This is a genomic window from Hymenobacter lutimineralis (genome assembly GCF_008271285.1).
Taxonomy (GTDB): domain Bacteria; phylum Bacteroidota; class Bacteroidia; order Cytophagales; family Hymenobacteraceae; genus Hymenobacter; species Hymenobacter lutimineralis.
Map to the genome: position 1 here is coordinate 1 of NZ_VTHL01000014.1, position 25191 is coordinate 25191.

Here is a 25191-nt window from a genome sequence, read left to right on the forward strand (position 1 = left end):
CGGCCGGCTCAAAGAAGCGCGAGGCTTGGCCACCCGCTACGAGAAAACCGCCGCCTCTTTTTTAGCCGTCGCTCACCTGCTCGCCGCCCTGGATTGGATGCGCTGACTGTCCACACTCTCTAGAAAACTTGTAGCAGATAACTAAAAAACGGAAGAAAAAGAAAGGCCCCGCAACAACCGTTGCGGGGCCTTTAACATACACTCTAAGCTCTAATAGTCATCATCGTCGTAGCGGCCTTTGCTTTTGCCGCGGCTGCCGCCGAAGCTGTCGTCATCGTCGAGGTCGTCGTTGAAGTCATCGTCGTCATCGTCGCCGAATGAGCCAAAGCCGCTGCCGCTGTCGGGGTCTTCGGCGGCTTCGGCGGCCGTGAATTCTTCCTCCGTCATGCTCGCCAAGTCGAGGGCTTCGTCGTGGGAAGAGCCCGTGTCGCGCCACATCAGGTAGTCGGCATATTTGGCCGATAGTTGGTCCTCAGAGGAGCCGCGGGTTTTGCTACCGCCGGTTTTGGCGAAGCTATCCAGCTCGTCATCATCATCGAGGAAATCGTCGTCGAGGTTGTCGTATTGTCTCATGGCCTGGCTAGGGCAGTAAGGGTTGGAAATTCAAAGAAAGCAAGCCGTGCGTAGGCGGCAAAGATACGGGCAGAGCGGCCCCGAAGTTCAGTGGTCCGTGGCCGAACACCGGACGTTACAATTTAGGACAGAAAACCATTGCAGCGTGTGCGCAGCCATAATTCGGTGAAAATTTCTGCTGTAGCGAACTATAGTTAATGAGCAGGCCGGGCGCCAAAATCGGTAATCTGGAGGTGATGCTGGCAAAAATCGTATTCCTCCGGCACGTTGCTCGACACCAGCACCAGGCGCCCGGGCAGGGTATTTCGGACGTGCTCCTGGTACCAGGCCACGCCCGTGCGGTCGAGGTTGGTGGTGGGCTCGTCGAGCAGCAGCAGGGGGGCTTCGGAGTACAGGGCCAGGGCCAGCTTGAGGCGCTGCTTCATGCCGGATGAAAAATCGCGCACCAGCTTGTGGCGCGATTTTTCCAGGTACATCAGCTCAATCAGGCGGCTGGGGCTGTAGCGGGCCCGAAATGGCTTGAACCGGGCATGAAACTGCAGCAGCTCCAGCAGCGTGAGTTCCTCAATCAGCTCCAGATAGGGGGCCGCATAGGCCAGCAGTCCGGGCACGTTTTCCACCGTTACTGCCTGCCCTTTGAACGAGTACGTTACGGTCCCTTCCGACGCCAGCAGCTGCCCCGATAACGTATTGAGCAAGGTGCTTTTGCCGGCCCCGTTAGGCCCCAGAATGGCCGTAGCCGTGCCCGGTTGAAAGGTGTGCGTCAGCCGGCGGAATATCCAGTCGCGCACGAAGCGTTTTCCCAGGCCGGTAGCTTCAATCTGCATGTTCGTTAAGCTGTTAGCTGATGGCTGTTAGCTGGTTGAAAAAGCTATCAGCTAACAGCTTACTATCAACTACTCGCCGCCCCCGTTGCCGTTGCGGGAATAGCCCTTGATAACGCCCCGGCCGGAGTTACGAATGAAGTTCACGACCTCATCCCGCTCGGGCGAAGGGGCCAGCTCCAGCTCAATCTGGTCGAGGGCCGCGTTGTTGTTCAGGCCACTGAGGAAAAGCAGGCGGTAGAGCTGCTGGATTTCGGCAATCTTCTGGTCGGAGAAACCCCGGCGGCGCAGGCCAATGGAGTTGATGCCCGCGTAGCTGAGTGGCTCCCGCCCCGCCTTTACGAAGGGCGGCACGTCCTTGCGAATCAGGGAGCCGCCCGAAATCATGGCGTGGGCCCCGATGTGTACAAACTGGTGAATGGAAGAGGAACCCCCGATGATGGCGTAGTCGCCAATTTCTACGTGCCCGGCCACCTGCACCGTGTTGGCCAGAATGCAGTTGTTACCAATTACGCAGTCGTGGGCCACGTGCACGTAGGCCATAATCAGGCAGTTGGCGCCCACTACTGTCTTGAGCTTGTCGATGGTGCCCCGGTTCACCGTCACGCACTCCCGAATCACGGTGTTGTCGCCGATGTGGGCCGTGGTCCGCTCACCGGCGAACTTCAGGTCCTGCGGCATGGCGGCAATAACGGCGCCGGGAAAAATCTTGCAGTTCTTGCCAATGCGCGCCCCCGCCATAATGGTCACATTGGGGCCAATCCAGGTGCCTTCCCCGATTTCCACGTCTTTATCAATCGTGGTGAAGGGCTCAACGACGACATTCTGCGCAATAATTGCCTCGGGGTGGATGTAGGCGAGCGGCTGGTTCATTCGGTGGGTAATTAGTAATTAAGAATTAATAATTAAGAATTGTCTCAACGCCCAGGCAAACGGTGGTCGGCTGAGAATTATTCATTCCTACTTATTAATTACTAATTGAAAATCAGGCGTCTTTGCGGACGATGCTGGCCGTCATTTCGGCCTCCATCACCACTTTGCCATTCACGAAGGCCTTGCCGCTCATCTTGGCAATGCCGCGTTTGATAGGAGCCAACAACTGGCACTTGAAAATGATGGTGTCGCCGGGCAGAACTTTGCGGCGGAAGCGGCAGCTTTCGATGCCCATGAAGTAGGTCCAGTAGTTTTCGGGGTCGGGCACGGTGTTGAGTACCAGAATACCGCCCGTCTGGGCCATGGCTTCAATCTGCAGCACGCCGGGCATCACCGGGTTGCCGGGGAAGTGGCCCGGGAAAAACGGCTCGTTCATCGTCACGTTCTTCACGCCGGTTACCGTGTTGGCATCCAGATGAATGATCTTGTCGATGAGCAGGAAGGGGTAGCGGTGGGGCAGGATCTGGCTGATCTTGTTGATGTCCATCACCGGCTCCCGCGAGGGGTCGTACGTAGGCACCGGCGACGAATTGGCCTCCAGCATCTTTTTCTTGATTTTCTTGGCAAAGGCCACGTTGGCCGCGTGCCCGGGCCGGGCCGCCAGGATCTGGCCTTTCAGCGGGCGACCTACCAGGGCCAGGTCCCCAATCAGGTCGAGGAGTTTGTGGCGGGCCGGCTCGTTTTTGTGGCGCAGGTCCACGTTGTTGAGGATGCCTTCCTTCTTCACCGCTACTTTGGGCTTGCCCAGCATGGTGGCCAGCTCGCTCAGTTCCTCTTCACTTACTACGCGGTCTACTACCACAATGGCATTGCTCAGGTCACCGCCTTTGATGAGGTTTTGCTTGTAGAGGGCTTCCAGCTCGTGCAGAAAGCAGAAGGTGCGTGAGCTGGAAATTTCGGAGGCAAACTGGGTGATATCGGTGAGGGACGCGTGCTGGGAGCCCAGCACGGGGGAGTTGTAGTCCACCATCACTGTTACGCGGTAGTCGTTCAGGGGCAGGCCGGCAATTTCCACGGCCCGCGGGTTGTCGACAAACCGTATTTCGTCGGGAATTTCGAAGTAGTTGCGCAGGGCGTTCTGCTCTTCCAGGCCTACTTCCTGCAGGGGCTTGATAAACTCGTAGCTAGAGCCATCCATAATGGGCGGCTCGGGGCCATCGAGCTGAATCAGCACGTTATCGATCTGCAACCCTACCAAGGCGGCCAGCGTGTGCTCCACCGTGTTTACGCGGGCCCCGTTCTGCTCAATGGTTGTGCCGCGGCTCAGGTCCACTACGTTGTCTACGTCGGCGTCTACAATGGGCTGCCCGGGCAGGTCTACGCGCTGAAATTTATACCCGTGGTTGATGGGCGCCGGGCAAAAGGTCATGGTAGCTACCACGCCGGTGTGCAGGCCAATGCCGCTTACCGTCACGGGAGCCTTAATGGTATGTTGCTTGTCGTTCATTGATAAGCTGTGAGCTGCTGGCGTTTTCGCGGTTAGCTGACGTTCAAAAAAAATCGGAGAGGAGGGTGGTAAGGATCAAAAAGCTGCTAACCAATAACTAACAGCCATTCGTCAGCAGCTTCGCGTCTGCAAAGCTAGGACTTTTCAGGCGTCTGCGCATTGCGCTCCAGTGCCGTGAGGCGGCGGTCCAGTTCGGGCAGGTGCCGGAAGATGGCATTGGCCCGTAAACTGTCGCGCAGGCTAAAGGCGGGGGAGCCCTGCAGAAACTCGCCCGAAACCTTAATGGACTTGCCCACGCCCGACTGCGCCGTGACGGTGGTTTTGTCGGCCAGGGTGAGGTGGCCTGCAATACCGGTTTGGCCGGCCAATACGCAGTAGCTGCCTATCTTGGTAGAACCCGAAATACCGGTTTGGGCGGCAATAACGGTGTGACGGCCAACCTCCACGTTGTGGGCAATCTGCACCAGGTTATCCACTTTCGAGCCTTCCCGAATGATGGTGGAGCCCATGGTGGCGCAGTCGATGGTGGCGTTGGCACCTACACTTACATTGTCTTCCAGCACCACGTTACCAATCTGCGGGATGGGCCGGTAGGAGCCGTCGGGCTGGGGGGCAAAGCCGAAGCCGTCGGAGCCAATAACGGCGCCGGCGTGCACCACGCAGCGTGCCCCAATCACCGTATCGGCGTATATTTTAGCTCCGGCGTAGATAATGGTGCCGTCACCAATGCGGCACCGGTCGCCGATGGTAGCATGTGGGAAAATGAGCACGTCCTGCCCAATGATGCAGTTTTCGCCGATGTAGGAAAAAGCCCCGCGGTAGTGGTTGTCGCCGATGGTGGAGCCAGCGCCCAGGAAGGACGGCTCTTCCACGCCGCGGCGGCCAGTGCGGGTGCTTTGCTGGTAAAACTCCAACAAGGCCGTAAAGCAGGAGTAAGGGTCCTCTACCCGGATAAGCGCCGCCGTCACGGGCTGGCGCAGCTCCAGGGTGCGGCTTACAATGACGGCCGTAGCGCCCGTGGTGTACAGCTGGGGCTCGTATTTGGGGTTGGCCAAGAAGGTAATGGCACCCGCTTGGGCTTCTTCGATTTTTGCCAGCCGATCAACGCGTAGTGCGGCGTCACCTTCCACTGCTCCGTGCAGCACCTCTGCTATCTGGCCTACGGTAAATTCCATCAGGCAAAAGTAGAGAAATATCTATTTCCGCCCGTTACCAGCGGCTAGTGTCTGCTCGGCTGTGCCTCTGGCCTAAGCTGAACTACGGGCGCATACATAGTTACCCACCCATCGGCATATACAGGGCAGTAAGCTACGCCGTGCAACTGCAGCCGCGCCGAGCGGACGGGGCGTTCCAGCACCAGCAGATCGAAGGGCTTTGGGTACAAGGTGCTATTACTGAACGCGTACAACGGGTAGTGAGCCGACTGGGCGTAGTGGTGAAAATATAGCTGATGAAAAGGCGCCCGGTAGTAGACGTGTCGCGGCTGTCGGCGGCGCACCCACTGGTATGCACGCTGCAACTGCTGTTCGCGCTGCTGCATAGCAACTACTACTTGGTGGGCGCGGATTATTTTGTACACGCCATACGCGCCCACCAACACCATACTTAGCAGCGCAGCCCACCCTTTAGGCAGGCGGAAGCGCGTGAACAGGTAATCGAGGCAGGTGGCTGCTACCAGAAAGAAGTAAGGCAGCAGATACAAGAGTGCCCGGGCCGGGACCTGCACGCGCTGCAACGGCATTAGCACCAGCGGCAGCAGGAGCATGACCAAAGCAGCACCACATACCCGGCGCCGTTCCGGTGGGAGCATTGGCAGCAGGACGACGGCTCCTACGGGAACCAGAAAAACGGCCCACTCAACCAAGCGCTGCTGCCCAAACAGCTCGTGGATTTGCGCCTGCAAGTACGGCGTGTAGCTTTCTAAAAAGGCGCTGAGGGTCTGAGGAGCAATGTAGGCGTTAGCCACCAAGGACCTAAGCCCGGAAATGGCTATGATCGGGCTATATACCAGGAGCGCCCCGCCGACTATTACTACAAGAGCTAAAGCCAACGTAAGCAACGGCCTGGTTTGCTGGCGCCGCGCGAAGCCGGGAACGGCCACAACGGTAAGCGCCGCTAACACATACGCGTAGGTAGGCACGGTGTACATGCCCAGTACGCCCGTCAACACGAAGCCAAACCACAGGAATCCCTGTTCCTTCGGGGCCGCTAGCAGGCGTAGAGTGGCAAAAAACTACACTACTGATAGGGTAAGCAGCAAAAAATACCCCCGCCCAGCTACGGCGTAATACAGCGCCATAGGCGAGAAGCTAACTAAGCCAACAACTAGAAAGGCCACGCGGAAACCAGCGAAACGCAGGAGTAGCAGAAAGAGCAGCACCGTGCCGACCAGGCTTATCAGAAAGGCCGGAAGCCGTAGAACCAGGGCGGCATTATCAGAGAAGCAGCTAACCAGCCAGCAACTCAGGCTAAAGAGAACATGGTTGTTGGGGAAGGGGTAAAAGCTGGTGCTGGCCAAGGCACCGCCCCGCACAAAGTAGTCGTAGGTAGCCACCTCGTCGGTGCCTAAGGGGTAGGCCAGCGCGTAGTACAAGCGCACGGCTACAATGTTCAGCAACAGCGCTCCGCTCAGTCCCCACTCCAGTCCCGATAACGCCCGCCAGGTCTTAAGTAAGCTCCCGAGCAGGCGCCGAGCATCCCACCAAAAGGCCCGCATAGTATAGTCCCCAGGCCGGCGCCGTACCTCATAATAGGTAGCCACCGCCCCCAGCAGAAAGCAGCTGGTCAGCCCCGCTATAAATACTCGGTAGCGGCTAGCCTCTACGTGCAGCACAAAGCCCGGCACGTCGTTCTGCGCGTAGAGCGCGTGGCGTAGGGTCTGGAAATCCGCGGGAGAAGTGAAACCATACAGCAGGGCCAGACTACCACTAACCAGCAGCAGACACAGGGCAAACAAGCCTAGCGGCAAGCTGCGGCTTCCTTCAGCCAACTGCTGACGAAACGAGGGCATATTGGAAAGAGTAACAAACTGCCTCAACGTCAGCGGCAAAGGCAAAAGACCTAGGTGATGCTGCCCGCAGGACTACTGCAGTATTTCCTTGGGAAAGCAGATGTAGTGCTTTTCCACCCGCTGGCCCAGGGCCTTAATGTTAGGCAGGTCGGAGGCTTCGGCCACGTTCACCACCCGGCCACGCTTGGTCAGCACATCAATGGTGTCCTGGCCGTCGGCGTCGTAGGCATTGTTGCTGATGCGGCCCACCAGCATGAGCTGGGCCGCGTCGGCGGGGGCAAGGTGGAAGTGTTCAGCAATGAGCTCCACAATGCCCAGCTTGAACTCTTCCTCGAACGGCTCCGCCTGCAGCTGGATCTTGAACAGGTGCCGGTCGAGCATGCTTTGAGCCAGGTAGTTGAGTACTTTATCGGGGTGGTCGGCCCAGAGCTTCACCGCCCCCCACACGTCGGTATCGTCGAGGCGGGTGAAGCGGCGCAGAATCTGGTCGTCGGCCTCAAACTCCTGCTGGGTGACGTTGCGCGAGAGAAAGAAGTGCAGGTTGGGTGAGGCAGGCACGTCTACCCCGGCCCGCACCAGGTCACGGGCCCGCTGCATGATGCGAATCACCATCTGCTCGGCTGACGTCACAGTCTTATGCAGGTACACCTGCCAGTACATCAGCCGCCGACTCACCAGAAAGTTTTCAATGCTGTACACGGCTTTTTCCTCCAGCACCAGCCGCTCGTCTACTACTGTCAGCATTTTAATGAGGCGGTCGGCGCCGGGGCGGCCCTCCTGCACGCCGGTGTAGAACGAGTCCCGGTTGAGATAGTCGAGGCGGTCCATATCCAGCTGACTGCTCACCAGTTGATGAAAAAACGGCCGGTGGTAGGTGCCCTGGAAAACCTCAATGGCCAGCGTCAGGGCGCCGCCAAACTGCGTATTCAGCTTGTTCATCAGGTGCAAGCTCACCTGCTCGTGGTGCACATCGTGGAAGATGCTGCGCTCCAGCGCGTGGGAGAGCGGCCCGTGCCCAATGTCGTGGAGCAGGATGGCCGCCATGGCCGCCTCGCCTTCCTTGGCCGAAATCTTCACCCCTTTGTCCTTGAGTGTGCGTAAAGCCAGCGTCATCAGGTGCATAGCGCCCAGGGCGTGGTGGAAGCGCGTATGCAAAGCCCCCGGGTATACATACATGGTGAGGCCCAGCTGCTGAATGCGCCGCAGCCGCTGAAAGTAGGAATGCTCAATCAGGTCAAACAGCAGCTCCGTGGGAATGGTCACGAAGCCGTACACAGGGTCGTTGAAGATTTTTTTCTTATTCATTGGGGTCTTAGGGTCTTGGAGTCTTGGGGTCTTGGTTGTCGGCCAATTTCCTATTCCCCAAAGAACAGCTATGCTGAAAGCCGATGGAATTGTGACGGAGGCTTTTAGTGCTTAATGATTTCGGGATTGGGTTAAAAAAGGTAAAACTACGATGCGCGGCCGTCGGGCAGGTTGGCTTTTACTTTCTGATAATAGGCAGTCAGCATCCGGCGCAGCTTTTCTACGTCGGACAATAACTGTTCAGCTGTTTCCGTTGGTAAGTATTCCAAACCCTGGGCCAGGAGCAGTTGCGAAGCCAGTTCGCTGGCCGAGCCCATAGCAATGGTCAGGAAGCGGAGTAAGTCGGGTGCTGACTGCCGACCGCAGCCTTCCGCAATGTTGTGAGGGATAGAAGCCGCCGCACGGCGCATCTGGCTGGTGAGACCAAACAACTCCTCTTTCGGAAAATGGCGGGTGATGCGGTAAATAGCCAGTGTCAGTTCTTGCCCTTCCTGCCAGATACGCAGCTTGCGAAAATCGAACATACGGCTCCTGAAATAGACATTAAGGAAAAACGACAACGCAAGATTGTATCTTATTTACCGGATTCACGGTAAAGCTAGTTGCTTTGCCTTCAGCATTGCCGCATTTCAAATAGCTTGGGAAAAGCGGGAGTGGCCAAAAACCAAGACCCCAAGATCCCAAGACCCCAAGACCCCAACATATGCAATACTCCATCCTCTGGGCCGACGACGAAATCGACCTCCTGAAACCCCACATTCTCTTCCTCAAGGACAAAGGCTACGACGTGACGGGCGTAAACTCCGGCACCGATGCCGTGGAGGAAATCCAGGAGAAGACCTACGATATCGTGTTTCTGGACGAGAACATGCCCGGTCTCACGGGCCTCGAAACCCTCACCGAAATTAAAGCCCTGCGGCCCACCGTGCCCGTGGTGATGATTACCAAGAGCGAGGAAGAGCACATTATGGAATCGGCCATCGGGGCTAAAATTGCCGATTACCTCATTAAGCCCGTGAATCCCAACCAGATTCTGCTGGCCGTGAAAAAGGTGCTCGACAACAAGCGCCTCATCAGCGAAGCCACCAACTCAGGTTACCAGCGCGACTTTCGTCAGCTGGGCATGCAGCTTTCCGACCGCCTCTCGCCCTCCGAGTGGGCCGATGTGTACAAGAAGCTTGTGTATTGGGAGCTCGAAATCAACGAGACGGAAGGCAAGAGCATGGCTGAAGTCTTCAACATGCAGAAGGACGAGGCCAACACCTACTTCGGCCGCTTTATTACCGAGAACTACGAGGACTGGGTGAACGGCGACGACAAGGACGCCCCGCTCATGTCGCACGAGCTGTTCCAGAAGCGCGTGTTCCCGCTGCTCAAGGAAACCGGCGACCAGCCCGTGTACTTCGTGCTCATCGACAACCTGCGCTACGACCAGTGGAAGGTGCTCGAGCCCATCATTGCCGAGCTGTTCACCGTCGACTCCGAGGAAACCTACTACAGCATTCTGCCCACTACCACGGCCTACGCCCGTAACGCCATCTTCTCGGGCATGATGCCCGGCGACATCCAAAAGAAATACCCCAACCTGTGGGTGTGGGACGATGACGATGAGGGCAAGAACCTGCACGAGGCCGAGTTCATGGAAATCATGTTCCAGAAGGCCAACCAGAAGCACAAGTTCAGCTACAACAAGGTGACCAACCTGCAGGCGGGCAAGGACTTGCTGGGCAAAATGAGCAACCTGCACAACAACTACAAGTGCAACGTCATCGTCTACAACTTCGTGGACATGCTCTCCCACGCCCGTACCGACATGGCCATGATCCGGGAGCTGGCCGCCGATGAGTCGGCCTACCGCAGCATCACCCGTTCCTGGTTTCTGCACTCGCCCTTGTATGAAATGCTGCAGGTTATTGCCGAGAAAAAGGGCAAGCTCATCATCACCACCGACCACGGCACCATTCGGGTGAAGCGCCCCTACAAGATTGTGGGCGACCGGAACACCAACACCAACCTGCGCTACAAGCACGGCAAAAACCTGGGCTTCGACGACTCCCGCGACGTGTACACCGTGCGCAAGCCGGAGCGCGTGTTCCTGCCCCGCGAAAACGTAAGCACGGCCTACGTCTTCACCGTCGGCGACTATTTCTTCGCCTACCCCAACAACTACAACTACTACGTGAACTACTACAAGGACACGTTCCAGCACGGCGGCATCTCCCTGGAGGAATGCATCATCCCCTACGTGACGCTGAGCCCGCGAGGGTAGATGAGGATAAGTCATAAAAAAGGCCGGTCAGTTGACCGGCCTTTTTGCTTTAGGCGTACAGCCAATGGCCGTTGTGCTTGTGGTGATAAGGAAAACGTACTTCTGTTTCCTCAGCGCCCTGCCGCAATTGAACCAAAGCAGTGCGGCTTTGACTCCGATGCCGAACCCAAAGCAAGTGAGTGAAAGCCCTGCCGGGGTGGTAGAAATTATACGCAAAGCTGCGGTAGAGCCAGATGCGACCACGTTGCCGGGGAGTCCAGGCCCAGCGTTTTTTAGATTGTTTCATATTGAGCTGTAGGTTAATCCCTATAGCTCATGACAGGTACTTCGGTAGCGTTTCATAATCTCACAAATTTGGTAGCAAGGAGTTCTACTTGCTGTCATGTGCGGGGCTTGCTCCCGTCCTCATTGCGTGCGTATTGGAAGGCCCCACAACTAGAGAGCGGCTGTAAAGTAATAAAGGGCATCTAGTGATTCAAGCCACTCAGCCCTTACCCAGCCCGGCGCTTTTCATCCTCGGCGCCGCCCTGCCGCCGCTTGCTCGGGGCTACCTTATCGTTGCCGAAGCGGTAGTTGAGCGACAGGGTAACTACCCGCGACTCAAAGCGCTGGTAAAACCGCTCGGTGTAGTTATTGAAGGTCGTGGTAGCCCGGCCCTTGTTAGTGTACAGCACGTCGGTAGCATTGAGCTTCACGGTGGCTTTGTTGTTCCACAAGCCTTTCTGCACCCCCAAGGAAAGCTCGCCCTGGGGCTTGGAGAGGAAAAACGCGTACCGCTCCTTCGACTGGTACGTGGCGTTGAGGTCGGCTTTCCAGTCGTGGCCCAGCGTGAAGGTGCTGTTGCTGCTCAGGTTGAAGGCCGGGCGGCCCGCATTCAGGGCAGTGCCGGCTACTTCGCCCACGAAGCGGCTGTAGTAGAACACCGCGTTGTTGTACACGCTCCACCACTTGGCCAGCTCCACCGGGGCCGTAACCGTGAGCGAGTAGTTGTACTGCCGGTCCAGGTTCTGGCTGGTCGATACCACAATGCGGCCGCCATCCTGCGCGGGCTGCACGGTGCCCACAATGGGGTTGGAGGTTACGGCGTAGCTCAGGCCCACGCTGTATTTCTGCTGGAAGGTGTGCGTCACCTCGGCGTTGTAGCTGGTCTGGGGCAGCAGGGCCGGGTTGCCGGCGCCGTAGGTGGTAATATCGATGTAGGAGCGAAACGGGTTCAGCTGTCCGTAGGAGGGCCGGTCGATGCGGCGACTCAGGGAAACGGCCAGCTCGTGCTTGTCCGAGAAGGTGTGCTTCACGGCCGCGCTGGGAAACAGCTGGAAGTAGTGGCGGCTGAAGCGCTGGGTTTCATCCTCCGGCTTGCCCTCGGCGTTGGTTTGCTCCCCGCGCAAGCCCGCCTGCAAAGTCCACTGGGGCAGGGTTTGGTTGAAGTTCACGTAGCCAGCCACAATGTTCTCATCATAGCGGAAACGGTTGGAGCGGCGCGGGTCCCGCACCAGGTTGTCCAGGTTATCGGCTGTGGCCGGTATGCGAAACTCCAGGTCGTTGTCGGAGTTCACCCAGCTGATTTTGCCCCCGGCTTCCAGGCGCAGCGCCTTGGTTAGTGGCCGGGTATAGTCAGCCTTCACCGACTGGATGGTCAGTAGGCTTTGCTGGTCGCTGGTGAGGCGGTCGGCCGAGTCGCGGGGGAAGGTGAAGCGCGTATCCAGCAGCTGTCCCCGGCGCGTGTCGTAGCGGGCGTAGTCCCCATCCACGGTCAGCTCGTGGTTGCCCAGGGAGTCCTGGAAGGTGTGCCGGAAGTTTACGTTGCCCGAGAAGTTAGGCACGTCGCCCGTGCGGCCGTTGTCGGAGCGGTAGCGCCGCGTGGGGGTTCCGTCGGCGGCGTAGAGCTCGGAGAAGTTGCTGCCCTTGCTGTCGGTTTTGAGGGCCAGGCCATTGAAAACCGTCCCAATGCTCGTGTGCTCCGAAAGTGTGTAGTCCAGGCCGGCTTTCCAGCTGTGCGAGCGGCCGTGCCCCACGCTTTCATTGTCCTGATACGACTTGCCCACCAGCGTCCGGCCGTTGTCGGAGTAGTCGAAAAAGTCCCGGTTGATGGTGAGGGCGCTGAAGTTGCGGCGGTCGGCAAAGGTGTAGGAGCCAAACACGTTGTAGTGCTTGCGCCGGTGGTTGAGCGTGAGGCCCGAGGTGAGCTTATGGTAGCGCCCATAGCCCAGGCTGGTATTCACGGTGCCGTTAGTGCCCTGGCGCTGGTCCTTCTTCAGGTTAATAGCAATAATGCCGGCCCCGCCCTGGGCGTCGTACTTGGCCGGCGGGTTGGTAATCAGCTCAATGCTTTTGAGCTGCTCCGCCGGTAGCCCGCGCAGGTAGTCGGCCAGCTCCTGGCCCGTCATGGGCTGGCGCTTCCCATCGATGAGCACCAGCAGGCCCTGGCGGCCCCGCAAAGCCAGGTTGTCGTTGCCGTCCACCGTCACGCCGGGGGAGCGGCGCAGTACATCCAGGCTCGTATTGCCGGCCGCCAGCGTGGAGCCTTCCACGTTCACCACCGTGCGGTCGGCTTGGCGCTCATACAGGGGCTTGGTGCCCACCACCGTCACTTCCTTCAGGGTAGTCGCGCCGCTGGTCTGCAAGGTGATAAGGGGCGCCGTCACGGGGCTGCCGGCTACATCCAGGGGCCCGGCCCAGGCCCGCCGGAAGCCTAGTTGCGCCACCGAAACCAGGTAGCGGCCGGTGGCGGTGGCCTCCAGCCGGTAGGCGCCCCGCTCGTCGCTGAACTCCGATTTCACCACCACCGAGTCGGCGGCGCGGTGCAGGGTAACGGTGGCAAACTCCACGGCCGCGCCCTGGGCGTCGCGCACTTGGCCGGTAATGGGCGCAGTCTGGGCCCGGGCCGAAAGGGCCAGCAAGGTGCCGGCCAGGGTAAAAGCAAAGGTTTTCATAGCAAAACAGCAGGTTGGTGAGGGAAAGCAGCGGCGAGTGTCAGACCAGTAAATGTCTGTACGAATAATTTCGTAGTAAATATACGAATGTGTTCGTAGATGAAAAATGATTTTGGTTTTTGTTGTTAAGTCAGCCGGTCGGCAGCAGGGGAGAACTCAGGAAGCGCAGTTCAGGTAAATGCGGTCCAGCAGGCGCCGTAGGGTGGCCACTTCTTCGTCGGAAATGCCCTGGAGAGCTACGGCGCGGTTGCTGAGCACCACGGGCTCCACAGCGGCGAGGGTAGCCGTACCGAGCGGGGTTACCCGCAGGCGGGTGCGGCGGGCGTCGTGGGCCACGGCCTCCGAGGTAAGCAGCCCCTGCTTGAGTAGCAGGGCAATCATGCGGGCCACCGAGGCCTGGTCCTTAAGCACCCGCTCCGCTATTTCGGTCTGAGTCAGGTTTTGGTCTTCCTCAATCACCTGCAGCACCAGCCACTGGTCAATGGTAATGGCAATGCGCGCCCGGTCGATGTTGGCCTGGGCCAGCTTCCGGTACGTGCGGATGGCCCGGTCGATGGAGTAGAAAATGATCTGAGAAAGCATCAGGAAATGAATTTGATTGAATAGACCTATGATATGTTATAGAAGTTGCCTGCGTCTGACGAAATAATTCGTACTTAAATGAGTTGATTTGTAGTATGTGCTGATTATCAGCGAAATAATTTTGTTATTCAACTGAAAAAACTGGCCGCGGCTATCAGGCCCAATAAAAAACCCGGACTCAGCTGCTGAGTCCGGGTTTAGGAAAACCTGCCTGAGGCTGCTTAGCGAAGAGCGTCCAACGCGGCTTTGAGGCGAGGCAGGGCGGCCTGAACGGAGGCCAGCGAGGCACCACCCACGGAAGCACGGAACCAGGGGTCGGTATCGGCCGAGCCAAAGGCACTGAAGGGCACCAAAGCCAGGCGCGCTTCGGCAATCAGGTACGAGGTCAGTTCCTTGGTAGACGTCAGGACCTGCCCGGCCGGGGTGGTTTTGCCTAGCACATCCAGCTTGATGGTGAGGTAAATAGCGCCCATGGGCACCACGGCCTGCACGGGGTAGCCCTGCTGCTGCAAATCCTGGAAGCCCTGGTAAAGTGCCTCCAGGCTGGCCTGCACGCGCTGGCGGAAATCTCCGAGGAAGGCATCCACCTCGGGCTGCCGGGGCAGATAGGCGGCGGTAGCCACCTGCTCGGCCTTGGGCGCCCAGGCGCCCACGTGACCCAGAATGGCCTTCATCTTGTCAATAATAACCGACGGACCAAACGCGTAACCTACGCGTACGCCGGTAGCCGCCAAACACTTGGAAATACCGTCGATGTAGATGACGTAGTCGCGCAGCTCGGGGCGCAGGTTCACGGGGTCGTAGTGGGCGGTGTTGCCGAAGGTCAGCAGCCAGTAAATCTGGTCGTACATAATGTACAAGGGCTTTTCGTCGGGGCCCCGCCGCTTATTTTCGGCAATTACCAGGTCGCAGATTTCCTCCAGGTCGGTTTTGGAGAAAACGGTGCCGGTGGGATTAAGCGGGGAGCAGAGGGCCAGCAGGGTAGCCCCGGCCAAATGAGGTGCCACTTCGGCCGCCGAGGGCATGAAGTTGTTTTCGGGGGAGGTAGCCACCAGCAGCCCTTCAGCGCCTGACAGGTGGCAGTAGTGGTTGTTGTTCCAGGAGGGCACCGGAAACACCACTTTGTCGCCGGGGTCGATGAGGGCCAGGTAAGTGGCGTAGATGAGCGGGCGGGAGCCGCCGGCCACCAAAATGTCGTTGGGCGAGTACTGCAGGCCCAGGCGGGCTTCCAGGAAGCGGCTCACGCTCTGGCGCAGCTCGGCCACGCCGTTGGCGGGTGGGTAATTGGTGTTGTGGGCGGCGTAGGCTCCGGTGATTTCGGCGGCCAGCTCGTCGGGAATGGGGAAAATACCGGGGTCGAAGTCGCCAATGGTGAGGTTGCAGATCTGCTCCCCCTTGCGAATCATGTCGTTTACTTCGTTGCCGATTTTGATGATTTCGGAGCCGATAAGGCTGCCCGCCATCCGGGAAACTTGCATGGGTTGGTGTGGTTATGGTCGGCTAAAGGTAATAGGTGAGGCGGTGATAGGTGACTAGGTGACACGGCGTGGTACCGGCGGGCCGCTGGGGCGGCCGCCAGGCGGGAAGCTGGTTTCTATCCGTCGGCGGGCAGACGCACCCGCGGCGCGGGCTAAGTCTGCCGCCAGGTAGCACCTGTCACCTGTCACTCATTACCTTTGCCCGTATGCTGAGAGTTGATATTCCGGATGTAGCGGCGCTGCCCGCGGCGGCGGAGCAGGTGCGGGCATTCCTGGCGGGGCACTCTATCGTCTGCTTCGAGGGCGAGATGGGGGCCGGGAAAACCACGTTCATCAAAGCCCTGTGCGCCAGCCTGGGGGTGCGGGAGGAAGTAAGCAGCCCCACGTTTTCCTTGGTGAATGAGTACCGCGACGCCCAGGACCGGCCCATCTACCACTTCGACTTCTACCGGCTCAATTCCCCCGAAGAGGCCCTGGAAATAGGCACGTTGGAGTACTTCGATTCTGGCTATCTTTGCCTGATTGAGTGGCCCAGCCGCATCGAGCCTTTGCTGCCGACTGACCGGCTACTTCTCACGCTTTCCGTCACCGGACCCTTTTCAAGAGAATTAAGAATGAAGAAGGACGAATGAAGAGTTGGCCTTTTCCCGTTGCGCGGAGCTGCCAGCCCTTCCTTTTTCCTTCCTCCTTCTTCCTTCTTAATTAAACCAAGATGCCCGAAGCAGTACCCCCTGGATTTGAGGCGTTGGCCGCGAGCCGCGCGTATTTCACGCAGGAATCCATGCTGGCCGTGGAAACGCGCAAGCGCCGGCTGTTTATCGGGCTGCCCCGCGAAACGTCTCTGCAGGAAAACCGCATCTGCCTCACGCCCGAGGCCGTGAAGCACCTGGTGGAGGAAGGCCACGAGGTCGTCATCGAAAGCGGGGCCGGGGAGCCCAGCAAGTACTCCGACCACAACTACTCCGAGGCCGGGGCCTCCATTGCCTACACGCCCAAAGAAGTGTACGAGGCCGACCTGGTGCTGAAAGTAGCTCCGCCCACCGCCGAGGAAATTGATTTGCTCCGGCCCAACCAAACGCTGATTTCGGCCCTGCAATTCGGCTCCCTCTCGGCGGAGTACATTACGGGCATTCTGCGGAAGAAAGTCAACGCCATTAGCTTTGAGCTGATCAAGGACCCCTCGGGGGCCCGGCCGGTGGTGCGGGCCATGTCGGAAATTGCGGGCTCTACCGTGATGCTGGTAGCGGCCGAGTACCTGGCCCGCTCAAACGAAGGCAAGGGCGTAATTCTGGGCGGTATCACGGGCGTGCCGCCTTCGCAGGTGGTCATTCTGGGCGCGGGCACCGTGGCCGAGTACGCCGCCCGCGCCGCTACGGGCCTGGGCGCCGAGGTGAAGGTGTTCGACAACCACCTCTACAAACTGCGCCGCCTCAAGCAAAACCTGGGTATTCAGCTGTACACCAGTACCCTAGATACCTACACCCTCAACCAGCAGATTCGCCGCGCCGACGTGGTGATTGGGGCCTTGAATGCCGAGGAAGGCCGCATTCCCTTCATGGTGCCGGAGGATGTGGTGGCCTCCATGTCGCCGGGCTCCGTCATCATCGACGTGAGCATCGACCAGGGTGGCTGCTTCGAAACCTCGGAAATGACCAGCCACAGCAAGCCGGTGTACCGCAAGTACGACGTGGTGCACTACTGCGTGCCCAACATTGCCTCCCGTGTGCCGCGTACGGCTACCAACGCCCTGAGCAACATTTTCACCCCCATTCTGCAGGAAATCAGCCAGCACGGCGGCATCAACGAGGTGCTGTTTACGAACGAGCATTTCCGCTCCGGCGTGTACGCCTACAAAGGCTCCCTCACCAACTCCGTCATTGCCAAGAAATTCAATATGCGCTATAAGGAGCTGGGCCTGATGATTGCCGTGCGGAATTAGAACCACGGATTCGGGCGGATTTTTCGGATTTCACGGATTTTGTTGACGGCACGGCGGGCGTCCGGTAGCGGCTGCCATGCAGCCATTGCTCCGCTCACGGTGTGTGCCTGCTCCGCTCAGGCCGTGCGGAGCAAGCGCACGACCCGAGCGGAGCAACGCGTATCGGCCCCTGATTGCTTCAGGGGCGACGACTGAAGCAATCAGGGGCCGGCACTGAAGCAATGGGTGTGGTAAGCCTACCTATTCTGCCGAGCCAGCCACCAGCAGCGCCTTCCACGCGTCCAACAACTTTCCTTCTTCCAATAACTGCTTGCCTAGCTGCATCAGGGCTTGCTGTTGCGTGGCGGCCTCCGGCAACGCTAGAATGGCCAGCACGGCAGGCTCCTGGCGGTAGGCGGCTACTTCCTCGGGGGTGGGCAGGGCGTGGGCTTCCACGTTGGCGAGGCGGCCCAGGTTGTTGCCGGTGAGGATATCGGAGTGGCGGATATGGGCCGGGAGCTGGTCGAAGCCGATGCCGAGGTTGCGGTTGGGCTTGGGCACTTCAAACAGGGTTTGGGCGGAGCGGCTGTACCAGTCGCCGCCGAGGCGGGCCACCGCGTCGAGCTTTACGGGGTCGATGCCGATGCCGGAGGGCAGGATAATGTCTTCGCGGAAGTGCGCCAGCACTACCCGGCACAGCACCAGGTTGCCGGCTCCGTTGTTCTGGCCCAGCTCAATCACCTGCTCCACCACGCACTCGAAGGCGGCCGGGGCTTCCAGCACCCGGGGCGGGCGCACCCGCTGGCTCGCTACTTCGGTAAAACCGGCCTTTACAAATTCATTTACGCCCTTGGCGTACTCCGTGCTGGCCAGTGACATCTGCTCCACCATGGCGTAGTCGCAGATGTGCACCACGCACTCGGCTACCTCGCGCACATTTTGTAGGGTATGCTTCTGGGAGTTGTCGCGTACCCGGTTGGCGGGCGAGAAGGCCAGGATGGGCGGGTTGGAGCCAAAGCAGTTAAAGAAGCTATAGGGGCTCAGGTTTACGCGGCCTTCGGCATCTACGGTACTTACAAACGCCACCGGGCGCGGGGCTACGGCGCCCACCATAAATGGGTGCCAGTCGGAGGGCGAGAGGTCGGAGGGCGTGATGCTGCGGAATGGGGTGGGAGGGGTGGACATGGGGTGGAAGCAAGAATGAGATGCCAAAGGTCAGCGTTTGCGGGCAAACAGCGGGCAGGCGAAAAAGGAAATCCGGCGCACATGCCGAAGCGTGCCAGCGGAAAGATTTTCGGCGGTTGACGCCCGTCACACGGCAAGACTTCTGAACTATAGATACTTTTACCGCTGCGCCATCTGCACTAACCAGCCTCGCTATGTTCGGAATAAACCACATTAAGTTTGACTCCATGACCTATGCCATTCACTACAAGAATGGCCGGATAGCGAAAGAAGGGCGGGGGTTGTCGTTCTATTATTTCGGGCCCAACAGCTCCATCGTAGCCATTCCAATGGGCAGCAACGACCTGCCCTTTATCTTCAACGAAACCACCCACGACTACCAGACGGTTTCCATCCAGGGGCAGATTACCTACAAAGCCGGCAACCCCAAGCAACTGGCCGAGCAGCTCGACTTTACGGTGGACAGCCGCGGCGTGTACAAGAAAAACGACCTAGAAAAGCTGCACCAGCGCATCATCAACGAGGCCCAGACGGCTACTGCCACCTTCGTGCAGAGCCTGGGGCTGAAGGACGCCATGCGCGCAGCCAAAGCCATTGAAGTAAACATTGCCGAGGGGCTGGCTGCTTCCAAGGCTATTATGCTGCTGGGTATTGAGGTGCTGAGCGTGAATATTCTGGCCGTGAAAGCCACCCCGGAAATGGGCCGCGCCCTGGAAACCGAAACCCGTGAGAAGATCCAGCAGGAAGCCGACCAGGCCGTGTTTGAGCGCCGCAACTTTGCCGTGGAGCAGGAGCGCAAAATCCGGGAAAGTGAGCTGAACACCGAAATAGCGGTGGAGGAGAAGAACAAGCAGATTGCCGAGAAGAAAACCGAGGGCGAGATGCAGAAGGCCGAAAGCACCCGCAAGCTGCGCGAAATGCAAGTGCAGGCCGATATTTCGGTGGAAGAGCAGCGCAAGCTCCTGATTGAGCAGAACGCGGAAAACCAGCGCAAGGAAGCCGAAACCCGGGGCTACGTGCTGGAAACTACCCTGCGGCCCTACAAGGATATGGACTGGCGCCTGCTGGTGGCCCTCAGCAACAACCCCGACCCGAAGTTCAACATTGCCCTGGCCTTCCGCGAACTGGCCGAAAACGCGGGCAAAATCGGGAACCTCAACATCTCCCCCGATTTACTGGATTCCCTGCTGAACGATTCTGACAAGCCCCAGCCCGGCCGCCGATGAGCCTCGACTACGCCATTCTGGTACGCAACAAAACGCGCCTGGAGCAGCTCATGGAGCGTTTCAACACCAAGGCGCAGGCCAAGTTCTACATCGAAAGTGTGGGGGGCGAGTTTGCCGAGTACGAGGCCGAAAATGCCCGTTTCCAGGAGTCGTTTTCCCTGGTGCAGCGCCGCCTGTCGTCGGTAATCAAGAACAAGGTAGTCGACCGGGCCTACCTTCCGTCGTTTTTGTTTAACCCCAAGCAGCTGGTAGTAGTGGTGGGGCAGGACGGGCTGGTAGCCAACACGGCCAAGTACGTGGGCGGCATTCCCATCATTGCCGTAAACCCCGACCAGGAGCGCAACGATGGGGTGCTGCTGCCCTTCACGCCCCAGGACTTTCTGCCGGCCGTGGAGCGCGTGGTGGCCGGCCGTTTTCAGGCGCGGGAAGCCACGCTGGCCGAAGCCCGCCTCCACGACGGGCAGCGCCTGCTGGCGTTCAACGACCTGTTCATCGGGGCCGCCTCGCACGTGTCGGCCCGCTACCGCATTGCGTATGAAGAGGCGCAGGAGCAGCATTCTTCGTCGGGCATCATCGTGTCCACCAAATCGGGCTCGACGGGCTGGCTGAGCTCGGTATTCAACATGACGGCCGGTATGAGCCGCTTCCTGGAAGATGACGAAGAAGCCCTGCCGCGGCCGGCTCTGACGGAGGAAGAGCTGATGTTTGTGGTGCGGGAGCCATTTCAGAGCAAACGCACCCAGGCCGGGCTGACGGCGGGCCTGCTGGATACGACAACACCCCTACGCGTGGAATCGATGATGCCCACGAACGGCGTCATCTTCTCCGATGGCGTCGAAACCGACTTCTTGCAGTTCAATTCCGGCGCTATTGCCACCGTCGGGGTGGCCCCGGAAAAAGCGCGGCTGGTTTTGAAGAGCTAACCGTTGCCAATTGCTTTACTTCCTGAGATTACGCAGTAGCTGCCGAAGCCTCTGTTCGGGTTTCTGGTTTCGAGTTTCTGGTTTGTTCCTGACGTTCAACTCGAAACTCGAAACCCGAAACCCGAAACCCGAAACAGATACTGGATGCCTCACTGTGTAACATCAGTTACTTCCATTCATGATGCAGAATACCCAGCTAAGCAAACTCCTGAGCTATGCTCTCCGCCACCGCCCCGACGAGCTGGGTCTCACCCTCGACGCCCAGGGCTGGGTGCCGGTAACTGACCTCCTAACAGCCCTGCAAACCCGCGATGCCCGCATTTCTCTGAGCCAGTTGCAGGCAGTAGTAGCCTCCAACGACAAAAAGCGGTTTGCCTTTTCCGAAGATGGCCAGTTGCTGCGGGCCAGCCAGGGCCACTCCGTGGAGGTTGACCTGGGCCTAGAACCCGTGGTGCCGCCCGCAGCCCTATACCACGGCACCGCCACCCGGTTTGTGGCCAGCATCTTGGCCGAGGGGCTGCGGCCGGGCAGCCGTCAGCATGTGCACCTCTCTCCCGACCGCGCCACCGCCGAAGCCGTTGGCCGGCGGCACGGCAAGCCCGCTATTCTGCTGGTAGCGGCCGGGGCTATGCACGAGGCCGGAATTCCGTTCTACCAATCGGCCAACGGCGTGTGGCTGACGGCCGCCGTGCCACCGCGGTATCTGCAGCCGGAGCTGCCTGAAAGCATATGAAGCGGCTACTAACGTTAGCCGGGCTAGGCCTGCTAGCTGCTTCGGCAGCGGCTCAGCCTTCTGCCGGTTCGGCGGCCGATACAGTCCGGCTGCGCCGCCACATTGTCGCGCTTACATCCACGCCCGAGCCGCGCAACTATCTGCACCTGCCTAGCCTCAACCAGGCCGCCGACTATATTAAAGCCGAGCTGACTGCCGCCGGGGCCCGCCCTGCCGAGCAGACGTACACCGTGCAAGGCCGCGTGTATCGCAATATCCTGGGTTCGTTTGGGCCAGCTGAGGGGCCGCGCCTCATCCTGGGGGCGCACTACGACGTGTTCGGGGAGCAGCCCGGCGCCGACGACAACGGCAGCGGGGTAGCGGCCCTGTTGGAAGTGGCCCGCCTGCTGGGCCAGCAGGCGGCGCTGCCTTACCGGGTGGATGTGGTAGCCTATACCCTGGAAGAGCCACCGTTTTTTCGCACCAGGAACATGGGCAGCTACGTGCACGCTCAGGCTTTGCACGAAGCAGGCGTGGCGGTGCGGGGCATGGTGGCGCTGGAAACCCTCGGGTATTTCGACGACCGAAAGCATACCCAGGACTATCCACTGTCACCCCTGAAATGGCTATATGGCAACAGGGGTAACTACGTAACGGTGGCCCAGAAATTCGGGAACGGCCGGTTTGGGCGGCAGTTTGCCCGTCGTTACCGGGGAGCTGCTGCCTTGCCCGTGAAGCGCTTCAAAGCCCCGGCCTGGCTGCCCGGCATAGACTTCTCCGACCACCTCAACTACTGGCATTTCGGCTACCCGGCTGTACTGCTCACCGACACGGCTTTCTACCGCAACAAGCACTACCACCAGCGCAGTGATACGCTGGACCGACTGGATATGCGCCGCTTGGGTTTGGCCGTGGATGCTCTGCTGGCGGTGGTACTGCAACCTTAACTGCTAGGATGCGCCGACCAAACAACGAATGGCGCCGGCTAGTGGTAATAGGGCCAGTGGAAAATAGACCTGGGGCCGCCGGAGCGCTGGGTATTCTAGCCTCAGTCTGCCAGCGGTGGGGGCTCCGCTCATCCAGGTATAGGGCAGATGAAGCGCAGGAAACCGGGCCGTGGGTACTTCTTCAGGAGCCAGAAGCTCAAGCCGATGGCGCATTGGGTAGGCTTACCGTGAAGGTAGTGCCAACACCAGGGGTGCTACTTACATCCAGCTTCCCACCGCGCTGCTGAATAATACTCTGAATCATGTGCAGGCCCAGGCCTACTCCCTCGCCCTCGGCCGTGAGGCGGGTGAAGGGCTGGAATAGCCGGTCCCGGTCCCGGGCCAGGTCGATGCCGCGGCCATTGTCGGTCACCGTAAGCACCACTAGGTTATCCTGCCGATGGGTGCGTACTTCAATTACCGGGCGCCGCTCCGGGGCGCGGTACTTCAGGGCGTTGTGAACCAGGTTTTTCAGGATGCTTTCCAGGTAAATGCGCGGGTAATAGATGCTGGGTGCAGCCTGGAAATCGGCCGTGAGCTGCCCATATTGCTGGTGCAGGAGCTCGGCTACTTCGGCTTGCACCGTGGCAAATACGTCGGCAAAGGCCACGCCTTCCGGGGCGGAAGCCGCCGCCCCGTGCTGGGTGTGCAGCACCTGCAGCAGGCCCTGCACCGTGTCGGCGAGGCGGGTAGCCTCCTGATCCAGCAAAGTCAGGACGTGGTCCCGCACCGGCTCCGAAGACTCCTCGTGGTACACCTCCAGCAGGCTACGCAAATTCGTGGATGGCCCCTTCAGGTCGTGGGCCACGATGTGCACAAAGGAGTCTAGGGCCGTATTGGCCTCGCGCAGGGCCTGGTTTAGGCGCTGGGCCTCGTAGGCAGCGTCGGCGCGCGCCAGGGCCCGGCCGGCGTAGTCGGCTACCAGGTTGAAAAAGGCCCGGTATGCCTCGTCCAGGGGGCGGCGGGCGCTCAGGCCCACAATCAGCACGGTCGTAGCGGCGCTTCCCGGCAGGCCATTGTGCAAGGGCAGGAGCAGGGCACCCGAAGGCTGCTCGGGCCACTCCCCCGTGGGCCAGGAGCCAAAACGCTCGGTCAGGTTCTCGACCAGCAGAGGCGCACTGCGGCGCACGGCTTCGGCCAGTGGCCAGCCCGGGGAAGAAAAGTCGGGCACCAGCGGGAGGGCAGCCGGGGCCGCGGGCTCCCCGGCAGGCAGGCCAAACCAGGCCCGCAGCTGGGCATGGGAAGCGGCGGGCTCGTGCGTATAGAGCAGGGCAAAAGGTATGTCGGCCGCGTTGGTGGCCAGGGCACCAATGACGTGCTGGGCCGCTTCGGCCGGCAGAGCCGACAAAGCCGTTTGGGCCGTGAGGTGGCTAAGGAGCGCCAGGCGCCAGTGCTGAAGCACGGTAGCAGTGGTTTCCAGCGCCGTTACGAAAATACCGGCCACTACGCCGGCTTCGTTGTAAATGGGGCTGTGGGAGAAGGTGAAGTACGCCTCCTCGACCGTGCCCCGGCGGTTGGGCAATACCAGGCTGTTTTCGAAGTAGGTAGTCTGCCCGGCCAGCACGGGCTGGAAAATATCCAGCAGAAAGGGCCACATCTCCCGCCACCACGGCTCGGCAGGCTGGCCTAGGGCGCCAGGGTGCTTGCCTTGCAGAATGGTGGCGTACCCATCATTATAGAAGTGCACAAGCTGGGGCCCCCAGTGCACCATCATCGGAAACTGCGAGCCAAGATTAATGCTCACGGCCGTGCGCAGACTTTGAGGCCAGGTGCGCACGGGGCCAAGCAGCGTCTGGGACCAGTCCAGCTGCCGAATACGGGCGCCCATTTCCCCGCCGCCGGGAAACAGGCGCGCTAGTAGCTCCGCTTCCGGTAGCAGTTCGTTGGACTCAGCTGACAAAGGCATAAGGCTAGTACGCGAAGCGTCGCATGGATGAGTGCCGCCCCGTGGGCGCGGTAGCTCAAATATACCCCAACTATTTTTTGCCTGGGGTTTCCGCAGGCGGGAAAGCCCTTGGCATATGGTTCCCAGGCAGAGTTCCGAGTCGCGTTGGGGGTAGGCAACGTCCCAGACTCAACCAGCTAAGCAGCACCCCGGACGAAGAAAAACCACTCCTGGTACTCAGTTGCGGCGGCCCCGCCGGCCTTGCGCCGCTGAATAGCTTCTAAGGTCCTGCACTGCCTGCAACTACCCCGGTGGCCACGCTGCACCAGCCGCTTAAGTGGGGTGGCTGGGTGTGGGTAGCGTACCCACCCATACCCAGCCGGTTTGCACTAGTAGGTACTCCTGCCCATCAGGGGCCTGGTAGGGCCGGTGCGGCTTGCGAAGCACCCAGGCGGGCCAGCTGGTGGGGTAATCAAACCGGTCGAGCATGGCTTCCCAGCGGTGGGTGCGCCAGGAAAGCTGCCCGGCGCCGGGTAGCTGCTGGTACTCCGGTGGCAGGGGAGGGCCCTCCGGCACGGCGTGGCCGGAACCCGTAGCGTACCAACTGATGCGCTCCTGCACGCCGGCTACTACCTGGGAGCTGTGCGCAAAATCGGGCGAAACCAGCCAAACCGCCAGATAATAGGACTCGGGCTGGTTGTGAAGCCGTTGGTTCCAGGCCAGGAAAGTGTCCAGTAAGTACTGCGCCGCTACCTGACGTACCGCTTTGGGCGGCTGCCGCTGGTGCCAGTGCCAGGGACCAAGGCCGAGTTTTTCATAATCATAATGCCAATGCTTCAGGCTGGCAGGATTCAACGCAGCGGTACCTTGCTGGTAGCGTTGCTGAAGCCCGGCAAAGCGGCGGCGCTTGCCACGGATCTTTTTAGAAGCCGGCATAGAAGGATGATTAGTAGATTATTTGCTAAAATACTATATCTTTACTAAATACCTATAGCTAGTAGG

The 25191-nt window shown here is 59.6% G+C and carries 23 protein-coding genes; 7 read left to right on the forward strand and 16 right to left on the reverse strand.

What is annotated here, in order from left to right:
- Window positions 1-210: 210 nt before the first annotated feature.
- The 9 genes from FY528_RS13325 to FY528_RS13365 all read right to left on the reverse strand — a co-directional run bounded on the left by FY528_RS13325 (window position 211) and on the right by FY528_RS13365 (window position 8616).
- Window positions 211-573: a hypothetical protein gene (locus tag FY528_RS13325; protein WP_149071521.1), complete on the reverse strand. Its 363-nt coding sequence runs from the start codon at window positions 571-573 to the stop codon at window positions 211-213.
- 194 nt (window positions 574-767) lie between these two features.
- Entirely contained in the window at window positions 768-1400 is a 633-nt protein-coding gene (locus FY528_RS13330) for an ABC transporter ATP-binding protein (protein WP_149071522.1), read from the reverse strand.
- 69 nt (window positions 1401-1469) lie between these two features.
- Window positions 1470-2270 (reverse strand): acyl-ACP--UDP-N-acetylglucosamine O-acyltransferase, encoded by an 801-nt coding sequence (gene lpxA / locus FY528_RS13335; protein WP_149071523.1) that lies wholly within the window; start codon window positions 2268-2270, stop codon window positions 1470-1472.
- A 112-nt stretch (window positions 2271-2382) separates the two neighbouring features.
- A complete protein-coding gene (locus FY528_RS13340; RefSeq protein ID WP_149071524.1) occupies window positions 2383-3777 on the reverse strand; it encodes a bifunctional UDP-3-O-[3-hydroxymyristoyl] N-acetylglucosamine deacetylase/3-hydroxyacyl-ACP dehydratase in 1395 nt (464 codons plus the stop codon).
- A gap of 134 nt (window positions 3778-3911) precedes the next feature.
- Window positions 3912-4952 (reverse strand): UDP-3-O-(3-hydroxymyristoyl)glucosamine N-acyltransferase, encoded by a 1041-nt coding sequence (gene lpxD / locus FY528_RS13345; protein WP_149071525.1) that lies wholly within the window; start codon window positions 4950-4952, stop codon window positions 3912-3914.
- 44 nt (window positions 4953-4996) lie between these two features.
- The gene (locus FY528_RS13350) at window positions 4997-5743 is read right to left on the reverse strand and encodes a hypothetical protein (protein WP_149071526.1); all 747 of its coding nucleotides are present in this window, start codon (window positions 5741-5743) and stop codon (window positions 4997-4999) included.
- A gap of 267 nt (window positions 5744-6010) precedes the next feature.
- The gene (locus tag FY528_RS13355; RefSeq protein WP_149071527.1) at window positions 6011-6787 is read right to left on the reverse strand and encodes a hypothetical protein; all 777 of its coding nucleotides are present in this window, start codon (window positions 6785-6787) and stop codon (window positions 6011-6013) included.
- A gap of 72 nt (window positions 6788-6859) precedes the next feature.
- Window positions 6860-8092, reverse strand: coding sequence for an HD domain-containing protein (locus FY528_RS13360; RefSeq protein ID WP_149071528.1), 1233 nt, complete (start codon window positions 8090-8092; stop codon window positions 6860-6862).
- A 146-nt stretch (window positions 8093-8238) separates the two neighbouring features.
- The gene (locus FY528_RS13365) at window positions 8239-8616 is read right to left on the reverse strand and encodes a four helix bundle protein (protein WP_149071627.1); all 378 of its coding nucleotides are present in this window, start codon (window positions 8614-8616) and stop codon (window positions 8239-8241) included.
- A 179-nt stretch (window positions 8617-8795) separates the two neighbouring features.
- Here FY528_RS13365 and porX point away from each other — a divergent pair, with 179 nt between their 5' ends.
- Window positions 8796-10361, forward strand: a complete 1566-nt coding sequence (gene porX / locus FY528_RS13370; protein ID WP_149071529.1) for a T9SS response regulator signal transducer PorX — start codon at window positions 8796-8798, stop codon at window positions 10359-10361.
- Window positions 10362-10410: 49 nt separating this feature from the next.
- Here porX and FY528_RS13375 read toward each other — a convergent pair whose 3' ends face one another.
- The 4 genes from FY528_RS13375 to FY528_RS13390 form a co-directional block, all read right to left on the reverse strand.
- The gene (locus tag FY528_RS13375) at window positions 10411-10647 is read right to left on the reverse strand and encodes a hypothetical protein (RefSeq protein WP_149071530.1); all 237 of its coding nucleotides are present in this window, start codon (window positions 10645-10647) and stop codon (window positions 10411-10413) included.
- Between the two features lie 205 nt (window positions 10648-10852).
- Entirely contained in the window at window positions 10853-13294 is a 2442-nt protein-coding gene (locus FY528_RS13380) for a TonB-dependent receptor (protein WP_149071531.1), read from the reverse strand.
- A 156-nt stretch (window positions 13295-13450) separates the two neighbouring features.
- Window positions 13451-13876, reverse strand: coding sequence for a MarR family winged helix-turn-helix transcriptional regulator (locus tag FY528_RS13385; RefSeq protein ID WP_149071532.1), 426 nt, complete (start codon window positions 13874-13876; stop codon window positions 13451-13453).
- A 221-nt stretch (window positions 13877-14097) separates the two neighbouring features.
- Window positions 14098-15354: a pyridoxal phosphate-dependent aminotransferase gene (locus FY528_RS13390; protein ID WP_149071533.1), complete on the reverse strand. Its 1257-nt coding sequence runs from the start codon at window positions 15352-15354 to the stop codon at window positions 14098-14100.
- 206 nt (window positions 15355-15560) lie between these two features.
- Here FY528_RS13390 and tsaE point away from each other — a divergent pair, with 206 nt between their 5' ends.
- Window positions 15561-15986 carry a tRNA (adenosine(37)-N6)-threonylcarbamoyltransferase complex ATPase subunit type 1 TsaE gene (gene tsaE / locus FY528_RS13395; protein ID WP_149071534.1) on the forward strand — a complete coding sequence of 142 codons (426 nt, stop codon included), beginning with the start codon at window positions 15561-15563 and terminating at the stop codon, window positions 15984-15986.
- An 80-nt stretch (window positions 15987-16066) separates the two neighbouring features.
- Complete coding sequence (locus FY528_RS13400) at window positions 16067-17293, forward strand: alanine dehydrogenase (RefSeq protein WP_149071535.1); 1227 nt, start codon at window positions 16067-16069, stop codon at window positions 17291-17293.
- Window positions 17294-17533: 240 nt separating this feature from the next.
- Here the strand turns inward: FY528_RS13400 and FY528_RS13405 are convergent, their stop codons facing one another.
- Window positions 17534-18457 (reverse strand): flavin reductase family protein, encoded by a 924-nt coding sequence (locus FY528_RS13405; protein ID WP_149071536.1) that lies wholly within the window; start codon window positions 18455-18457, stop codon window positions 17534-17536.
- Window positions 18458-18651: 194 nt separating this feature from the next.
- Here FY528_RS13405 and FY528_RS13410 point away from each other — a divergent pair, with 194 nt between their 5' ends.
- From FY528_RS13410 to FY528_RS13425, 4 genes are all read left to right on the forward strand, one after another.
- Window positions 18652-19683: an SPFH domain-containing protein gene (locus FY528_RS13410; RefSeq protein WP_149071537.1), complete on the forward strand. Its 1032-nt coding sequence runs from the start codon at window positions 18652-18654 to the stop codon at window positions 19681-19683.
- The gene (locus FY528_RS13415) at window positions 19680-20606 is read left to right on the forward strand and encodes an NAD(+)/NADH kinase (RefSeq protein ID WP_149071538.1); all 927 of its coding nucleotides are present in this window, start codon (window positions 19680-19682) and stop codon (window positions 20604-20606) included. Before FY528_RS13410 ends, FY528_RS13415 begins: the two co-directional genes overlap by 4 nt.
- A gap of 178 nt (window positions 20607-20784) precedes the next feature.
- A complete protein-coding gene (locus FY528_RS13420) occupies window positions 20785-21339 on the forward strand; it encodes an RNA 2'-phosphotransferase (RefSeq protein WP_222931817.1) in 555 nt (184 codons plus the stop codon).
- Window positions 21336-22265: a M28 family peptidase gene (locus tag FY528_RS13425; protein WP_149071539.1), complete on the forward strand. Its 930-nt coding sequence runs from the start codon at window positions 21336-21338 to the stop codon at window positions 22263-22265. The genes FY528_RS13420 and FY528_RS13425 overlap by 4 nt, the downstream gene beginning before the upstream one ends.
- 196 nt (window positions 22266-22461) lie before the next feature.
- Here the strand turns inward: FY528_RS13425 and FY528_RS13430 are convergent, their stop codons facing one another.
- Together FY528_RS13430 and FY528_RS13435 are read right to left on the reverse strand one after the other, a co-directional pair.
- Window positions 22462-24210, reverse strand: a complete 1749-nt coding sequence (locus FY528_RS13430) for a sensor histidine kinase (RefSeq protein ID WP_149071540.1) — start codon at window positions 24208-24210, stop codon at window positions 22462-22464.
- A 312-nt stretch (window positions 24211-24522) separates the two neighbouring features.
- Window positions 24523-25125 carry a hypothetical protein gene (locus FY528_RS13435; protein ID WP_149071541.1) on the reverse strand — a complete coding sequence of 201 codons (603 nt, stop codon included), beginning with the start codon at window positions 25123-25125 and terminating at the stop codon, window positions 24523-24525.
- Window positions 25126-25191 lie beyond the last annotated feature (66 nt).

Coding starts and splice junctions, on each gene's coding strand:
- lpxD (WP_149071525.1), bottom strand. CDS start 4,952: ATGGAATTTACCGTAGGCCAGATAGCAGAGGTGCTGCACGGAGCAGTG.
- FY528_RS13340 (WP_149071524.1), bottom strand. CDS start 3,777: ATGAACGACAAGCAACATACCATTAAGGCTCCCGTGACGGTAAGCGGC.
- FY528_RS13425 (WP_149071539.1), top strand. CDS start 21,336: ATGAAGCGGCTACTAACGTTAGCCGGGCTAGGCCTGCTAGCTGCTTCG.
- FY528_RS13365 (WP_149071627.1), bottom strand. CDS start 8,616: ATGTTCGATTTTCGCAAGCTGCGTATCTGGCAGGAAGGGCAAGAACTG.
- lpxA (WP_149071523.1), bottom strand. CDS start 2,270: ATGAACCAGCCGCTCGCCTACATCCACCCCGAGGCAATTATTGCGCAG.
- FY528_RS13380 (WP_149071531.1), bottom strand. CDS start 13,294: ATGAAAACCTTTGCTTTTACCCTGGCCGGCACCTTGCTGGCCCTTTCG.
- FY528_RS13360 (WP_149071528.1), bottom strand. CDS start 8,092: ATGAATAAGAAAAAAATCTTCAACGACCCTGTGTACGGCTTCGTGACC.
- FY528_RS13405 (WP_149071536.1), bottom strand. CDS start 18,457: ATGTCCACCCCTCCCACCCCATTCCGCAGCATCACGCCCTCCGACCTC.
- FY528_RS13410 (WP_149071537.1), top strand. CDS start 18,652: ATGTTCGGAATAAACCACATTAAGTTTGACTCCATGACCTATGCCATT.
- FY528_RS13400 (WP_149071535.1), top strand. CDS start 16,067: ATGCCCGAAGCAGTACCCCCTGGATTTGAGGCGTTGGCCGCGAGCCGC.
- FY528_RS13325 (WP_149071521.1), bottom strand. CDS start 573: ATGAGACAATACGACAACCTCGACGACGATTTCCTCGATGATGATGAC.
- FY528_RS13390 (WP_149071533.1), bottom strand. CDS start 15,354: ATGCAAGTTTCCCGGATGGCGGGCAGCCTTATCGGCTCCGAAATCATC.
- FY528_RS13355 (WP_149071527.1), bottom strand. CDS start 6,787: ATGCCCTCGTTTCGTCAGCAGTTGGCTGAAGGAAGCCGCAGCTTGCCG.
- porX (WP_149071529.1), top strand. CDS start 8,796: ATGCAATACTCCATCCTCTGGGCCGACGACGAAATCGACCTCCTGAAA.
- FY528_RS13430 (WP_149071540.1), bottom strand. CDS start 24,210: ATGCCTTTGTCAGCTGAGTCCAACGAACTGCTACCGGAAGCGGAGCTA.
- FY528_RS13420 (WP_222931817.1), top strand. CDS start 20,785: ATGATGCAGAATACCCAGCTAAGCAAACTCCTGAGCTATGCTCTCCGC.
- tsaE (WP_149071534.1), top strand. CDS start 15,561: ATGCTGAGAGTTGATATTCCGGATGTAGCGGCGCTGCCCGCGGCGGCG.
- FY528_RS13375 (WP_149071530.1), bottom strand. CDS start 10,647: ATGAAACAATCTAAAAAACGCTGGGCCTGGACTCCCCGGCAACGTGGT.
- FY528_RS13330 (WP_149071522.1), bottom strand. CDS start 1,400: ATGCAGATTGAAGCTACCGGCCTGGGAAAACGCTTCGTGCGCGACTGG.
- FY528_RS13415 (WP_149071538.1), top strand. CDS start 19,680: ATGAGCCTCGACTACGCCATTCTGGTACGCAACAAAACGCGCCTGGAG.
- FY528_RS13435 (WP_149071541.1), bottom strand. CDS start 25,125: ATGCCGGCTTCTAAAAAGATCCGTGGCAAGCGCCGCCGCTTTGCCGGG.
- FY528_RS13385 (WP_149071532.1), bottom strand. CDS start 13,876: ATGCTTTCTCAGATCATTTTCTACTCCATCGACCGGGCCATCCGCACG.